The sequence below is a fragment of the Tabrizicola sp. genome (assembly GCF_041919135.1).
In the GTDB taxonomy this organism is placed as follows: Bacteria; Pseudomonadota; Alphaproteobacteria; order Rhodobacterales; family Rhodobacteraceae; genus Tabrizicola.
The window spans coordinates 1-15284 of the sequence record NZ_JAYRUJ010000010.1 but is presented as its reverse complement, the minus strand read 5'-3'; the positions used below and the strand labels follow the sequence as shown (position 1 = coordinate 15284).

General features: G+C 67.2%; 14 protein-coding genes. 2 read left to right on the top strand and 12 right to left on the bottom strand.

Annotation, left to right across the window (positions count from 1 at the left end):
• Window positions 1–2: 2 nt before the first annotated feature.
• Together ACE3UA_RS09485 and gabT are read right to left on the bottom strand one after the other, a co-directional pair.
• Window positions 3–1442 (bottom strand): aldehyde dehydrogenase family protein, encoded by a 1440-nt coding sequence (locus tag ACE3UA_RS09485; RefSeq protein ID WP_374644445.1) that lies wholly within the window; start codon window positions 1440–1442, stop codon window positions 3–5.
• Window positions 1443–1516: 74 nt separating this feature from the next.
• Window positions 1517–2812 carry a 4-aminobutyrate--2-oxoglutarate transaminase gene (gabT, locus tag ACE3UA_RS09480; RefSeq protein ID WP_374644443.1) on the bottom strand — a complete coding sequence of 432 codons (1296 nt, stop codon included), beginning with the start codon at window positions 2810–2812 and terminating at the stop codon, window positions 1517–1519.
• Between the two features lie 150 nt (window positions 2813–2962).
• Here gabT and ACE3UA_RS09475 point away from each other — a divergent pair, with 150 nt between their 5' ends.
• Entirely contained in the window at window positions 2963–3541 is a 579-nt protein-coding gene (locus ACE3UA_RS09475) for a cupin domain-containing protein (protein ID WP_374644441.1), read from the top strand.
• Between the two features lie 55 nt (window positions 3542–3596).
• On the opposite strand, the gene ACE3UA_RS09470 is transcribed toward ACE3UA_RS09475, so the two are convergent.
• The 7 genes from ACE3UA_RS09470 to ACE3UA_RS09440 all read right to left on the bottom strand — a co-directional run bounded on the left by ACE3UA_RS09470 (window position 3597) and on the right by ACE3UA_RS09440 (window position 12162).
• Complete coding sequence (locus tag ACE3UA_RS09470) at window positions 3597–4775, bottom strand: ABC transporter substrate-binding protein (protein WP_374644439.1); 1179 nt, start codon at window positions 4773–4775, stop codon at window positions 3597–3599.
• Between the two features lie 28 nt (window positions 4776–4803).
• Entirely contained in the window at window positions 4804–5856 is a 1053-nt protein-coding gene (locus ACE3UA_RS09465; RefSeq protein ID WP_374644437.1) for a branched-chain amino acid ABC transporter permease, read from the bottom strand.
• Window positions 5857–5858: 2 nt separating this feature from the next.
• Entirely contained in the window at window positions 5859–6767 is a 909-nt protein-coding gene (locus ACE3UA_RS09460) for a branched-chain amino acid ABC transporter permease (protein WP_374644435.1), read from the bottom strand.
• On the bottom strand, window positions 6764–7486 hold the full coding sequence (locus ACE3UA_RS09455; RefSeq protein WP_374644433.1) for an ABC transporter ATP-binding protein: 723 nt from the start codon (window positions 7484–7486) through the stop codon (window positions 6764–6766). The genes ACE3UA_RS09460 and ACE3UA_RS09455 overlap by 4 nt, the downstream gene beginning before the upstream one ends.
• Entirely contained in the window at window positions 7483–8208 is a 726-nt protein-coding gene (locus ACE3UA_RS09450; protein WP_374644431.1) for an ABC transporter ATP-binding protein, read from the bottom strand. The genes ACE3UA_RS09455 and ACE3UA_RS09450 overlap by 4 nt, the downstream gene beginning before the upstream one ends.
• A gap of 1 nt (window position 8209) precedes the next feature.
• Window positions 8210–10333: a hydantoinase/oxoprolinase family protein gene (locus ACE3UA_RS09445; RefSeq protein ID WP_374644429.1), complete on the bottom strand. Its 2124-nt coding sequence runs from the start codon at window positions 10331–10333 to the stop codon at window positions 8210–8212.
• Between the two features lie 80 nt (window positions 10334–10413).
• A complete protein-coding gene (locus ACE3UA_RS09440) occupies window positions 10414–12162 on the bottom strand; it encodes a hydantoinase B/oxoprolinase family protein (protein ID WP_374644427.1) in 1749 nt (582 codons plus the stop codon).
• A 245-nt stretch (window positions 12163–12407) separates the two neighbouring features.
• Here ACE3UA_RS09440 and ACE3UA_RS09435 point away from each other — a divergent pair, with 245 nt between their 5' ends.
• Complete coding sequence (locus ACE3UA_RS09435; RefSeq protein WP_374644425.1) at window positions 12408–13430, top strand: helix-turn-helix domain-containing protein; 1023 nt, start codon at window positions 12408–12410, stop codon at window positions 13428–13430.
• 130 nt (window positions 13431–13560) lie between these two features.
• Here the strand turns inward: ACE3UA_RS09435 and ACE3UA_RS09430 are convergent, their stop codons facing one another.
• The 3 genes from ACE3UA_RS09430 to ACE3UA_RS09420 form a co-directional block, all read right to left on the bottom strand.
• On the bottom strand, window positions 13561–13725 hold the full coding sequence (locus ACE3UA_RS09430; protein WP_374644423.1) for a hypothetical protein: 165 nt from the start codon (window positions 13723–13725) through the stop codon (window positions 13561–13563).
• A 236-nt stretch (window positions 13726–13961) separates the two neighbouring features.
• Window positions 13962–14396, bottom strand: a complete 435-nt coding sequence (locus ACE3UA_RS09425; protein WP_374644421.1) for a RidA family protein — start codon at window positions 14394–14396, stop codon at window positions 13962–13964.
• Window positions 14393–15284 (bottom strand): pyridoxal phosphate-dependent aminotransferase (locus ACE3UA_RS09420; RefSeq protein WP_374644419.1); only part of this gene is annotated, 892 nt, incomplete at its 5' end. The genes ACE3UA_RS09425 and ACE3UA_RS09420, both read right to left, overlap by 4 nt.

The window sequence follows — 15284 nt, the reverse complement described above, 5'->3', positions numbered from 1 at the left end:
GGTCAGCCCCCGAAACTGTAGGATGTCTTGACGGTGGTGTAGAACTCGACCGCGTGACGGCCCTGCTCGCGCGGGCCATGCGAACTGCCCTTGGTCCCGCCGAAGGGAACATGGAAATCCACGCCTGCGGTGGGCAGGTTCACCATGACCATGCCCGCCCGGATCCCGTGACGGAAAGCACGCGCATGTCTGAGCGATCCTGTGCAGATGCCGGCCGAGAGGCCGTAATCGCTGTCATTCGCGACCGCGAGCGCCTCGTCGAAATCCCCTACCCGGACCACGGCGGCGCAGGGGCCGAAGATCTCCTCGCGGGCGACGCGCATCGTGTTGCGGGCCTTCAGGAACAGCGCCGGACGCTGGAAGAAGCCGTCCGTGGGGCCTTCCGCCATGCCGCCGCCGACCACCTCGCAGCCTTCGGCGGCGGCCAGGGCGACGTAGTCCAGATTGCCCCGCAACTGCGCGGACGAGACGACAGGGCCGATCTGGCTGGACGGATCGAGGGCAGGTCCGACCCGCAGGGCCTGCATCGCCTCGGCCAGGCGGGTGACGAATGCATCATGGATGCCCGCCTGCACGATCAGCCGCGACGATGCGGTGCAACGCTGCCCCGTGGAAAAGAACGCCCCGTTCAGGCAGGCCGGCACGGCGATCTCGAGGTCGGCATCGTCAAGCACGACCATCGGGTTCTTGCCGCCCATCTCGAGCTGGAGCTTCTTCATCCCCTCGGCGGCGCTGCGGGCGATCATCCGCCCCGTGGCGACCGATCCCGTGAACGAGATGGCGGAGACCAGCGGATGGTCCACCAGGGCGCGGCCGACCACCGAACCCGGCCCCATCAGAAGGTTGAAGATGCCGGCGGGACAGCCCTGCTCGTGGATGATGCGCGCCAGGAGATGCGCGGTGCCGGGGACGATGTCGGCCGGTTTCAGCAGGACCGCGTTGCCGAAGGCCAGCGCGGGCGCGACCTTCCAGGCAGGTATCGCGGCGGGGAAATTCCAGGGCGTGATCAGGCCGACCACCCCGACGGGTTCGCGCGTTACCTCGATGTCGACGCCCGGACGCACCGAGGCGATGGCATCGCCGGCGATGCGCAGCGCCTCGCCGCCGTAGAAACGGAAGATCTGGGCGGCGCGACGCACCTCGGCGATGGCCTCGGGCAGGATCTTGCCCTCTTCGCGCGCCAGCATATGGCCGATGGACTCGGCCTCGTCGTCGATGCGGCGGGCGATGCGATCGAGCAGTTCCGCCCGCGCCAGCGGCCCCCTGGCCTGCCATGCCGGCAGGGCGGCATGCGCGGCACGCGCGGCGCGGTCCACATCCTCGGCCGTGGCCGAGGCATAGTGGCCGATCAGGTCGGACAGGTCGGACGGATTGCGATTCTCGGTCAGGTGATCGCCCGGCAGCCAGTTGCCGTCGATCAGGTTCAGATGCGCGTCTGTCATGGCGGGCACTCGGCACGGGATGGCCCCCTGCCCGGGACGGGCAGGAAGGTTCGGTTTGCCGGCAGGGGGCCGGATCAGGCGGCCTGCTTCATCACCGCGGCCTCGAGCGCCGCCTCGAGGATGTCGAGCGCCTCGGCCAGCTGTTCCATGGGAATGGTCAGGGGCGGCAGCATGCGGATGACGTTGTAGCGCGTGCCGCAGGACAGAAGGATCAGCCCGCGCGCCTCGGCCTCGGCCACCACGGCGGCGGTCAGGGCGGCGTCTGGTGCATTGCTGGCGCGGTCGGACACCAGTTCGATGGCGTTCATCGCACCAAGCCCGCGGACGTCGCCGATGCATTCCATGCCCTGCCGCGCCGCGATCTGCGTCAGCCGGGCACGGATCACCTCGCCGATCTCGGCGGCGCGGGCGCAAAGATCCTCGTCGTGGATGACGTCCAGGACCGCATGGGCCGCCGCGACCGCCAGGGGGTTGCCGGCATAGGTTCCACCCACGCCGCCCGGATTGGGCGCATCCACGATCTCGGCCCGTCCGGTCACGGCCGAGAGCGGGAAGCCGCCCGCCAGACCCTTGGCCATCGTCACCAGATCGGGCACCACGGCGGAATGGTCGAAGCCGAACATCCGGCCGGTCCGCGCCATGCCCGCCTGCACCTCGTCCGCGATCAGCACGATGCCGTGGCGGTCGCAGATTTCGCGCAATGCGCGCAGGAAGCTGGCCGGCGCGATGTTGAAGCCGCCTTCTCCCTGCACGGGTTCGATGATGATGGCGGCGACCCGCTCGGGATCGACGGAAGAGGCGAAAAGCCGTTCAAGCTGGCCAAGCGCCTCGGCCTCGGTCACGCCATGGAAGCCGTTCGGGAACGGGGAATGCACGATTTCGGGGGGCATCGCGCCGAAGCCCTTCTTGTAGGGCGCGACCTTTCCGGTCAGGGCCATGCCCAGCAGCGTGCGCCCGTGGAACGACCCGGAGAAGGAAATGACGCCGGACCGGCCGGTGAAGGCGCGGGCCATCTTGATCGCATTCTCGACCGCCTCGGCCCCGGTGGTGACAAGCATGGTCTTCTTGGCGAAATCGCCCGGCGTGGCCGCGTTCAGCCGTTCGGCCAGGGCGATGTAGCTCTCGTACGGGGCGACGTGAAAGCAGGTGTGGGTGAAAGCCTGCGCCTGTTCGGCGACGGCGGCCATCACCCGCGGGTGACGGTGGCCGGTGTTGTTCACGGCGATCCCGGCCGCGAAGTCGATGAAGCGCCGCCCCTCGGCATCCCAGAGTTCGGCATTCTCTGCGCGGGTGGCGTAGATGCCGCGGGTCGCAACACCACGGGCGACGGCGGCGGTCTTGCGGGCGGAAAGCCGGGCTGTTTCGGTCATCGGATACTCCTGGGCGGGCTATGGCTGGGCTGACCGTAACGCCGCTCATTTTCTTGAGCAAGATGTTTTGTTTTATTGCGCACCCCCTGACAAAAGATTGTGCGCTGCGGCACCAGGGCTTATGATCGGCGAAAACGCCAGGATCGTCTGATGAATGAGTTCAGTGTCGGAGACCGGCTGCGGCAGATGCGGCAGACTGCGGGGATGTCGCAACGGCAGCTTGCCGAGGCCTCGGGCGTGCCACATGGTCAGATTTCGATGATCGAGACCAACCGCTCCAGCCCCTCCGTCGCATCCTTGCGCAAGATTCTGGGCGGTCTCTCGGTAACGATGTCGGAATTCTTCGAACCCGACACGCCCATAAGCCAGTCGGTCTTTTTCAAACCCCATGAGTTGCGGGACCTGACCACCCGGCTGTACTCGACCTTCGACGACCCGCGCGGGAAGATCATGTTCCAGCAAGTCGGGGACGCAAAAGCGCATAACCTGCAAATCCTGCATGAACGCTACGAACCCGGGGCGGACACCGGCGCGCAGATGCTGGAGCATGTCTCGCATGAGGGGGGCATCGTCATCGCGGGCGAGATCGAGGTGACGGTCGGCGACCAGTGCGCGGTGCTGAAGGCCGGCGACAGCTATCTGTTCGATTCCACCCTGCCGCATCGGTTCCGCAATATCGGAGACCGCGAGGCAGTCGTCGTTTCGGCCTGCACGCCGCCCTATCTCTGATGCGAAGGGGCGCGGTCCGAACGAACCGCGCCCCCCTGTCCAACCCGTGGAAGGGTCACTTCTTCATCAGCACGTCCAGCGGCACCGGCTGCGAGACGCGCCATTCGTCCGCCCGCGCCGGCTTGCCGCCGGTGATCTCGATGATCTGCATCAGCGCGGTGTTCTGGTGGTGCAGCTCGGCCGTAAAGCTGCGCGGGCCGAAGGCCGTCGGTTCGTCGCGCATCTTCTCCAGTTCGGCCGTGACGGCAGCACCGTCAACCGTGCCCGCGCGTTCCACCGCCTTGGCCCAGAGATCGATCAGCACATAGCCCGGATAGGCATACTGGCTGGCCGGACGGCCGCCGGTCTTGGCCTCGTAGGCCTTGTTGAAGGCTTCGACCTCGGGGCGCGGGTCGTCGCCGTAGATCGAGCCCTGCACCGGGACGACGAAGCCCGACAGGTCCGGGGTCGCCTCGAGCCAGTAGGACCCGTCCACGGCCGATCCGTTCAGGATCAGCGAATTGATTCCCGCCGCGCGAAGCTGGCGCACCGCCGCGGCGGCGCCCGGCATGACGGAGCAGAGCATGATCACATCCGGCTGCTCGGGCAGTTCCTTGATGCGGGTGATCTGGCTTGCGATCGAGGCGTCGTCGTTCTTGAACGTGTCGCTGCCGACGATCTGCGCGCCCTCGAGCTGCGGGAACATCCAGTTGAACCCGGTGCAGATGCCCTTGTTGTATTCGATGAACGTGTCTTCCAGCACATAGGCGGTGCGAGCCTCGCGCTTGGCATGCGCCCATTCCGCCATCGTCGCGCCCTGGACCGGCGCAAGCACCGAGGAGGAGAAGCTGTTCGGGCCGACGCCCTGGATGCCGGCCTTCACGTCCTCGGCGCAGAGGAAGAAGCTGTTCATCCCCTCGCCCTCGGCAACCAGGGCCGCCGGGGCGCCGAAGTCGTAATCGCAGGAGACGACCATCATCTCGGCGCCCTGATCCAGCACGTCCAGCCCCGCCTTGGCGCTTTCGGCACGGTCGGTGCGGGTGTCGGCCTCGACCACCTTGATCTGCCGGCCGAGCAGGCCGCCGGCGGCGTTGATCTCTTCAATGCGGATCATGGCGGCGGTGGCGGCGGGCGTGTCATACGCCTCCATCCAGCCGGATTTCGCGATGGCGAAGCCGATGGTCAGGTCGTCCTCGGCAAAGGCGGGCGCGGATAGCGCCGCCAGGGCCAGGATGGGGCGGACAAGTGTCTTCATTCTCTTTCTCTCCTGTTGATCGGGTCTGTCAGGTTTCGCGCGCTGCCCGTCCCGCGACCCAGCGGGCGGGCAGCATCACCTCGCGCCCGGCCATCAGGCCTGTGGGGCGGAAGATCAGGATCAGGATCATGGCCACGGCGAGGATGATCTCCTGGCTACCGGGGGGCAGCGCGAAGGTGACCGCGCCGACCGAGACGCCCTTCTCCAGACGGACGAGGCCTTCGACCGCGATGGACAGGGCAAGCACGCCGACCACGGCACCGGACAGCGAGCCCACACCGCCGATGACCACCATGGCCAGCATCAGGAAGGTCAGGCCGAGGTAGAAGCCGTCGGGGTTGATCACGCCGATGAAATGCCCCATCAGCGCGCCCGCCGAGCCGCAGAAGAAAGCCGACAGCGTGTAGGCCAGAAGCCGGTGGCGGTAGCGATCGATCCCCGAGGCCGCCGCGGCCACCTCGTCCTCGCGGGCGGCCCTCAGCGCCAGCCCCGAAGCCGATGCCGCGTGAAGCGCGGCAACCAGAATGGCCGCGACCGCCCATCCCAGCGCGACCCAGGGGGTGACATACCGCTCCAGCCCCACGACCGAGGAGGTTCCCCCCGTGACCGAGGTCCAGTTCGCCCAGATCGTGTTCACCATCGCAAGGAAGGCGAAAGTCGCGATCGAGGCCGCGATGCCGGAAAGGCGCAGGATCGCGGCCCCGGTGAGCAGCGCCACCAGCGCGGCGACGCCGCCGCCCGCCACCGCCGCCGGAAGCACATGCCAGTCGGCCGCCGCGATCACTTCGGGCAGGCCGGGCAGCAGCGTGGCCTTCATGTCGGGCCGCAGCGTCAGCCATGCCGAGACATAGGCCCCGATGCACCCGAACGCCGCGTGACCGAAGCTTACCACCCCGGAATTCCCGACAAAGACCCAGAACCCGACCACGAAGGTGACGCGGATCAGGGTTTCGGCGGCCATGCGGGCCATGGCCCGGTCTCCGAGCGAGAGCGCCGCGAGCACGAAGAGCAGAAGGAAGAGCGACAGAACGACCGGCGTCGTGGCCGTCATGCGACGGCGGATCCTGTGCTGGCTGGTCATGGTCACACCCTCGGCTTGGCCCCGACCGGGGCGAAAAGGCCCTGCGGCCGGAACAGAAGGACAAGGATGACGCCGCCGTAGAGGAAGGCGTCACGGAACGGTCGCGCGTCCGCGGGCAGGCCCGCCTGCAGCAGCGCCGAAGCGGCCCCGATGCCCAGCCCGGCCGCGACGGCGCCGGACAGGCTGCCCATGCCGCCCACGACGGTCGCGATGAAGGCGATCAGCATGATCTGTCCGCCCATGCGGACATCGGCCACGCCGGTCTGCGCGACCAGCACCAGCGCGACCACGGCCGCCAGACCGCCCGAAAGCGCGAAGGCGCCGGAAATCACCCGGTTGGACCGCACGCCCAGCATCCGCGCCATGGTGAAGTCCTCGGCGGCGGCACGCATCTCAAGCCCCAGGCGGCTTTTGCGCAGCATCAGCGCGAGACCGGCCAGGATCACGGCCACCGCCGCGATGACGATCAGCTGAAGCAGCGGAACCGACGCGCTTGCGATCTGGACCGGCTGGCCCAGCTCGGCCCACAGGCTGACGGCCTTGGGCCGGCCGCCATAAAGCACCAGAAGCAGGTTCTGCAGCGCGACACCCAGGGCGAAGCTGCCCACCATCAGCGCCACGGGCGAGGCGTTCCGCATCGGCCGGAACACCAGCGCCTCGGCCAGAACGGCCAGTCCCGCGCCGATCAGGAGGATGAGTGGGACCAGCACGGGCGCGGGCAGCGCACCCAGCCCCAGAACGGCCAGGGCATCCGTCGACGGCACGATCAGGGCGAATACGGCGCAGGCGATGAATTGGCCATGCGCGAAGTTGACCAGTCGCATCACGCCGAAGATCAGCGCGATGCCCAGCGCGGCAACGGCATAGATGCCGCCCAGCGCCAGCGCGTCGAACACCAGTTGCAGGCTCATGCCGCACCTCCGAAATAGGCTTCTGTAAGAAGGTCGCGGGCGGCGAATTCGGTGGCGTCGCCATCGGCCACGATCCGCCCGCCCCGCATCAGAAGCATCCTTCCGCCGACACGCGCCGCGCGGGCGGAGGATTGCTCGACGATCACCAGCGTCAGCCCGCGCAGGGCCTGAAGCTGGCAGAGACGCTCATAGACCTCGTCCACCACCTTTGGAGCAAGCCCGAGCGAAGGCTCGTCCACCATCATGACCTTGGGGTTCGTCATCAGCGCGCGGGCGATGGCCAGCATCTGCTGCTGCCCGCCCGAAAGCGCGCCGGCAGCGGAGCGCGCCCGCTCGCGCAGTATGGGAAAGGCGGCAAAGACGGTTTCAAGATCATCGGCGACGGCGCTGCGGTCGCGCCGCATGCCGGTGCCGACCGACAGGTTTTCCAGCACGGTCAGGCCCGGAAAGATGCGCCGCCCTTCGGGCACCATCGACAGGCCACGGCGCGCGATGGCCTCGGCGCCAAGGCCGGACAGGATTTCCCCGTCCATCTCGATCCGGCCATGCGCCGCGCGCACCGCGCCGGCTATGGCCGACAGGAGCGATGATTTCCCTGCCCCGTTCGGCCCCGAGACGAAGACGCGCTCCCCCTGGGCCACCGCAAGGGACAGGTCGGATATGGCGGTCAGCTTGCCGTAGCGCACCGCAAGGTCATAGACGCCCAGCTTTGCCATCATGCGGCCTCCGCATGGACGCCGAGATAGGCTTCGCGGACGACGCTTGACCCGAGGATCACCTTGCGGTCGCCCCTTTCGATGACCCGCCCGCCATCGAGCACGACGACATCCGAACAGATGGACAGGACAAGGCCGACATTGTGTTCGATCAAGAGGCACCCGATGCCGCGGTCGTGGGCGATGCGGCGGATCAGGGCAGCCAGATCGGCCGCCTCGGCCTCGGACATGCCGGCGGCGGGTTCGTCCAGCAGCAGATAGGAAGGTCCGCCCATCAGCGCGCGGGCAATCGCCACCCGGCGTTCATCGGTATAGGGCAGGCCGGCGGCGGCGCGGCTTTCCAGCGCCTCGATTCCCATCCAGCGCAGCAGGTCGCTCGCCTGATGCTCGGCCTCGGCCCGACCGAGGCCCAGGCCGATGCCGGCGCAGGCCAGATTGTCCAGCACGTCCAGCCCGGTGAAGAGGCGCCCCGCCTGAAAGGTCCGCGCCACGCCGGCCCGGCGCAGCCGATGGGCAGGCAGCGCCGAAACGTCACGTCCGTCCAGCAGCACCCGCCCGGTCGATGGGCGCTGGAACCCCGTCAGGACATTCACGCAGGTCGTCTTGCCCGCCCCGTTCGGGCCGATCAGCCCCACGACCTCTGCCGGCGGGACCGACAGAGAGACGTCCGCAAGCGCGCGGAAGCCGCCGAAGGCAACCCCCACCTGTTCCAGCGCCAGCGCCATCTCAGGCCACCTCGACCGCGCGCTCGGCACGCTGCCGGGTGGCGTTGTCGGCGGCCATCGTCACCACATAGACCGCCGAGGCATCGAGTTCGGCCAGCCAGCCCGGCTCGATCACGATGGTCGTCGTCACCTCCTGGATGACGGCGGGGCCGGTAATGCGGTCGCCTGCGCCCAGAAGGGCGCCGTCATAGACCGGCGTCTCGCGCGGGATGCCGTCGGCGTCGAAGAACATCTCGCGCGTGCCCTTGAGAGCGGCATGCGCCCCCTTGCCGGGCGCGGCGGACATGCGGCCGGGCTTGTCGACCGCGCCGGTGATCGCGCTCTCGACGTTCACCACCTCGACCGCGCTGTGCGGTTCGGAATAGGTGTAAAGCTCCTCGTGACGGGCGTGGAAGGCGGCCTTCAGGCGCTCCAGCGCGGCTTCGGTGATCTCGAACGGGTCGATGTTCACCGTGCATTCATGCACCTGCCCGACATAGCGCATGTCGAGGCTGCGGCGCACCGAGATGCGTTCGTCGGTGAAGCCGTCGGCCATCAGGTCGGAGCGTCCCCGGGATTCGAGCTGGGTGAAGAGCGTGTTCAGCCGGGCGGCCGATTCCGTGCCTTCCAGCCGCGCCGCGACCGGGGCCATATAGTTGTACTTGACGTCCGACAGGATCTGGCCAAAGGCGCAAAGGCCCGAGGCGAGCTTGGAGATCAGCACCTTGCGGATGCCCATCTCGCGCGCCAGCGCGGTGATATGCGCCGCCGTCGCCCCGCCCGCGCAGTTCAGCACGAAGTCGCGCGGGTCATAGCCGCGTTCCACCGAGACGCGGCGGATCGCGTTCACCATGTTGTTGTTGACGATGGTGAACATGCCATAGGCCGCCTTTTCCACACTGATCCCCAGCGGGTCGGCGAGATGGGTCTTGATCGCGCGGCGGGCCTTTTCCACGTTCAGCGGCAGGCGACCGCCGACAAGGCCATCGGGGTTCAGGTAGCCGAGCACGAGGTTCGCATCGGTGGTGGTCGGCTTCTCGCCGCCCTGGTCATAGCAGGCCGGGCCGGGTTCCGATCCGGCCGACTGCGGGCCCATCTGCATCAGCCCCATATTGTCGATCCAGCCGATCGACCCGCCGCCCGCGCCAAGGGTTTCGACCTGGATCATCGGGATGCCGATCCGGTAGCGCAGGAAGTCGATGTTCTTCGAGACATTCGCCCGCCCGTCACGGGTCAGGGTGATGTCGAAGGAGGTGCCGCCCATGTCGACGGTGATGATGTCCTTCATCCCCCAGGGCTCGCCCAGCCAGAGCGCGGCCTGCGGGGCCGAGGCGGGGCCGGAGTTGATGGCATAGACCGACTGGTCGCTGACCACATGCCCCAGCGCCAGGCCGCCGTTCGACTGGAAGTACCGCACCGGATGCCGCGCGCCGAGCGACTGGAAATAGGCATCCACCGCCTCGACATAGCGTTGCAGGATCGGGGCGAGGTAGGCGTTGACGATGGCGGTCGAGGTGCGGGTGTATTCGCGCACCTGCGGGTAAAGCTGGCTGCCCACGGTCAGGCGGACATGGGGCATCATCTCGCGGACGATCTCGGCGGCGCGGCCCTCGTGTTCGGGGTGGAGAACGGACCAGACGAAGCTGATCGCCACGGATTCCACCTTTTCGCGAAGGAAATGGCGGCAGGCATCGCGCACGTCCTCTTCGTTCAGGGGCGTGTGGACCTTGCCGTTGGACAGGATCCGCTCGGCCACGCCACGGCGCAGGTAGCGCGGAACCAGCATTGTCGCGGGCGGGTATTCCGGATCGTAGCGGTAGCCGTCTTCCTTGTGGCCCAGGCGGATCTCGATGCTGTCCTCGTGCCCGCGGGTGGCGATCAGGCCGGTCTTTGCCCCGTTGTGGGTGATCAGCGCGTTGAGGCCGACCGTGGTGCCGTTGATGCACAGGTCGGAATTCGACACGATCTGCCCGGGCGTAAGGCCGGTTTCCTCGTGGATGAGGTTCAGGCCGTTGCGGATCGCGGCGGTCGGGTCATTGGGGGTCGACAGCGCCTTGAAGATGCGCACCCCGCCCTTGCGGTCTGCGAGGATGAAATCGGTGAAGGTGCCGCCCGCGTCGATGCCGAGACGATACTGGTTCTGCATGGAAGGGTCCTTTCAGGGTGGCCGGGACCGGGCGGGGACAGGGTCCCCGCGACGGCAAGCCGGTGGAGCGATGGATGGGATCAGGCCGCGCGCAGGCGCGCCGTCGCGTCGTGGTCGACAGTCAGGCTGTCGCGGTCGGTGATGACCACGCCGTAGTCGAGCCGCGCCCCCTCGAGACTGACGAGACCGTTGCGGACATCCTCGACCACTTTCTGGACATCGCGTTCGAACGGGTTGCCATAGCCGCCGCCGCCGGGGTTCTTGTTGGCCGCGCGCTCGCCGGGCTGGATCGTCTCGATCACATTGTCGGTGATGATCTTCTTTTCGCCGTTGCGGGTGACTTCCAGGCGGCCCACCTTGGACGAGACGAGAGTGGACTTCGCCCCCGCCGCGCCCATCGCCGGGATGCGGCGCCCCTCGCCGAAGGTGATCAGGGTCATCGGCGTATCAAGCGGCTCCACCTCCCAGCAGGTGCCCGAGCCGCCACGGTTCCGGCCGGCGCCGCCGGAATCTTCCATCAGCGAGTAGCGGTGGATGATGATCGGATAGCTGTGCTCCAGCATCTCGATGTCACCCGAGGTCAGCGCGCCGAAGCAGCACTCGGGTCCGACCGCGTGCCAGCCGTCGGCCTGGGCCGTGGCCCCGGCGCCCGAGATGATCGAGGCCAGCACCATCGTCACATATTCCTCGTCGTGGCGATTGTCCCAGCCGGCGATGTTGCAGCCATTGGCATGGCCCCAGCTGGCCGAGACCTTGTGCGGCGCGGCCTGTTCGAAGGCCAGACGCACGGCATCGGTCAGCGTCTCCATCGGGGTGGTGGTGCAGTTCATGTGCGGCGCGGGCGACTTCGCGTTGCACAGCGTGCCCTTGGGCCCCATGTCGGTGGTGACGCATCTGTAGAGCCCTTCATTGTAGGGCGGGGGCAGTTGCGCGAACATCATCAGGCCAAGATAGACGCCCGAGTGGCTGTTGCCTTCGTAGCTGTTGATGAAATACGGGATCTGCGGCGGCGAGGAGATGACGATGTGGCAGCCATCGCCCTTGACCGTGACCGTGGCCGTGATCTCGAAGTCGCCGTAGCCGTGGCCCGCGTCCTCAAGGATGGCGGTGCCGGTATAGGTGCCGTCCGGAACCTCGGAAATCAGCTTGCGCATATGCGCCTCGGCCATGTCGAGCAGTTCCGCGATGCAGTCCTGCACGACATCCTTGCCATATTTCTTCATCAGGTTGACCAGGTTGCGCGCCCCCACCTGGCAGGCCCCGATAAGCGCGTTGAAATCGCCTTCCTGGTCGCGGCGGGCCCGCATGTTGGTCAAGAGCAGGTTCATCACGTCCTTGCGCGGCTTGCCGCGATCCCACAGCTTGACGGGGGGAATGCGCAGGCCCTCGGCGAAGATCTCGGTCGCGTTCGGGTTGTAGCCCGCGGGCACGGGGCCGCCGATATCGGTCAGATGGCCTTTGCAGACCGTCCAGAAGACCAGTTCGCCCTCATAGAAGACGGGCATGTACATGCAGGTATCGATGATGTGGCTGCCGCCATAGGCCGGGTCGTTGTGAAGGATCAGGTCGCCCTCATGAATGTCGCCTTCGAAGAAACCGGCGACCGATTTCATGGCGGGGATCAGGCTGCCCAGGTGGATCGGGATATCCTGTCCCTGGAGGATCATCTCCGGCGTATGGTTGAAAAGCGCCGTGGAATAGTCGTGCGCCAGATTGAATACGGAAGACCGTGCCGTCTGCTCCAGCGTCAGCGTCATCTCGCGCTGGGTGGTTTCAAGCACGCCCCGGACGACCGATAGCGTGATCGGGTCCACATTGCGTTTAGCCATTCATTGATCCTCCCGGATGGGAAAACGGGTCGGCATGCCTTCGGAAGGAGCTTGGCTCTTTCTCCCTGTGCGTCCGGGCCGTTTTCCAGCCTCTCGTCGTCACGCCAGACTGACCGAATTCGGCCCGTCGTTCTTGAAGCAGAGGGCATGATGATTTGTGCGCGCGCGCAGAGCGACGGGCCGGTTTGATCCTGGGCGCACGAAGCCTTGTTTCTGGGCGCACAGACTTTCGGCGCGGCCCGAATATGCTTGAAAACAAGCGGCATGGGGCCTACCGATTCTCGAATAGCGCTTTGGGGAGAGGGCGCATGGACATAGCCGCACACAGCACCAGCGACATCCGGCCGAACCAGCGCGCGGCGCACTGGAATCTTGTGATCTCCGAAACCTACTTTCCGTTGCAGCTGACCTTTCGCGAGGCGTCGACCTTTTCCGGAACGCTGGAACGCAGGCAGATGGGAAGCGTGTCGCTTTCGCGGCTTGCGACCGAGCCGCTGCAATACGAACGCAGGCCCACCCATATCTCGCATACCCGCGAGGAAGAATATCTCATCACCGTTCCCCGCCTCAGCCCGGTCGAGTTCAAGCAAATGGGCCGCGAAGTCCGCTGCGATCCGGGCGGGTTCATCCTGGAACGCGGGGATGAGCCCTACCGTTTCTCCTATGACACGGCGAACGAGCTGAGCGTCCTGAAGATCAGCAAGCGTTCCCTGGCGGAAAAGGTGCGCGACCCCGACAGCTTTTGCGCCCGCACGATCGATTGCAGGGGCGGGTTGCCCGCGCTTTTCACCTCGATGATGCACCAGCTTCATGCGCTGCCGATCTCTGCAGGACGCGCGGCCGAGGTCCTGGGGCGGCAGATGGTCGAAGTGCTGGCCCTTGCCCTGGATGAGAACGCAGGAAGCGACGACCACGTCCGCACTTCGGTACGGGCGGGCCATCTGCGGCGCGCCGAACATGTGATCCGGAAAAATCTGTCAAATCCGGCCCTGTCGCCCGAATTCGTGGCCGAGGCTTGCGGGATTTCCAAGCGATACCTGCATGAACTGTTCGGAGACACGAACCAGACCGTGTCGCAGTTCATCAGGGACGAGCGGCTGGTTGCGTCGAGGGACCTGATCGCCTCGTCCCATACCCTTTCCATGGCGGAAATCTCGTACCGCTTCGGCTTCTGCGATCAGGCCCAGTTCTCGCGGCTGTTCAGGGCCAGGTTCGGGCAGACGCCTTCCGAATGGCGCAGGAACGCGGTGCTACCCCGATCGTCCTGACGGCGCAGCGCAGGCAACCCCACTTGTCTCGATAGCATCCGCATGCGGCCTGGCGACCGGCGGCCGACTTCGTTCCGCGTCTTCCGGATTTCGGGGCGCGCGCCAAGGCTGACCACGATGCGGTGGTGCCTCAGATGGCGCGGCCGGGGATTTTTCTTCTGGCGAAGAACAGCGGAACGGCTGCGCCCGGCGCATCGCTCCGTCTCATCCCGAGCGTCTCGAGGCGGCGAAGCGCGGGATCTTCACCGCGTCCCACGCGGTACAGCCAGGACATCAATGTTTCCAGACGGTCCATTTCTCTCCCCAGGATGGCACCTCGATGCCAGATAGCCCCCGGGAGTTGTGCAAAGCATGGCCAGTCTGAGGAAATTTGCGGAAGAATCTTGTCAGGAAATTGGACTGCGTCCGGTTCGTGGACGATCCCGCTTCCGACGGCGCGCTGTTGCGCCAAGACGACAGGCAGGGCTGGGCGACCGCCATCCCAACCAGCAGGATCGAGGCCCGCGACAGGACTTGCCGTCGTGGGCGCGGTCAGGAGGTTCGGCGACCTGCGGCGACGACCAGTTGGATCTCGACCGGGGCATTGCCCGGCAGGCTGGCAACCCCGAGGGCCGCGCGGGCGCAACGGCCTGGCGCGCCCAGCTCCTCGCGCAGGAAGGCCGAGGCGAAGTCGGCAAGCCGGGAATGGGCGGTGAACTTCGGCCCGGTGGCGATGTAGACCGTCATGCTCAGGACCTGGGCAATCGCTTCCCCCGGCGCCAGCAGGGCGCGCGCTGCGGTCAGCGCGTTGCGGCAGGCCAGGACCACCGGATCGCGGTAGTCGCCGATCGGCGCGTCGGCGCGGACTGGCCCGGTGACCATCAGCCGGCCCGCCTGTCGGGGGGTCATCCCGGCGGTGGTGATCAGGTCGCCATGGCGGGTGGCGGGGAGGTAGTCGCCTTGCGGGACGGGCGGCGCATCGGTCATCGGCGATACCGTTCCACCAGCGCGGCCAGGCGGTCCACCGCCGCGACGGCGGCCGCATGGTCCTGCGAGAAGTTCAGCCGGATGCTGTCGGCGCAATGCGGGCTGAACTCCGTCCCCGGCGTCACGGTCACCCCGGCCTGCAGCCGCAGCGCAGGGACGAACTGCGCCGGCGTGAGGGTCAGCGCGGGCAGGCGCGGGAAAAGATAGCTTCCGGCCTCGGGCGCGCGGACGCTGCAGCCGGGGATCGCGGCGAACCGGGCGACGAGGTCGTCGCGGATCGCCTGATGCCGGGCGATCCGCTCGGCCATCCAGCCCTCGGGCTCGGCGAACCAGCCGCGCAGCACCGCCTGCGAATAGCCCGGCGCGCGGAGCGAGACGATGGCCTGCAGCTTCTCCATCCGCGCCACGATCTGCGGCGCCCCGAAGGCCACGCCCAGCCGGTAGCCGCTGAGCGATTCGGTCTTGGACGGCCCCAGGATGGTGATCAGGTTGTCGGCCTCCGGCATCACCGCGCGCAGATGGGTATAGGCGCAGCCGCTGTAGAGAAGCCGCGAATAAAGCTGGTCCACGATCACCGTCGCCCCGTATTCCGCCGCCAGGGCGGCGATGCGGGCGATCTCGGCCGGGGAATAGACCGTCCCGGCGGGGTTGTTCGGGTTCGAGAACAGAAAGGTCCTGGCCCCGGCCCGGAAGGCGGACTCAAGCCCGGCAAGGTCCAGCCCCGCCTCGCCCGGCGCGGCCGAGGCATGGTGCATCCGCACCGGCAGCATCTCGGCCTCGAGGAATTCCACCAGCTTGCGGTTGGCGAAATAGTCGGGCTGCACGATGGCCACCTTGTCGCCGCGCGTCACCGTCGCTCCCACGGCGAGGAACAATGCGCCCTGCGTG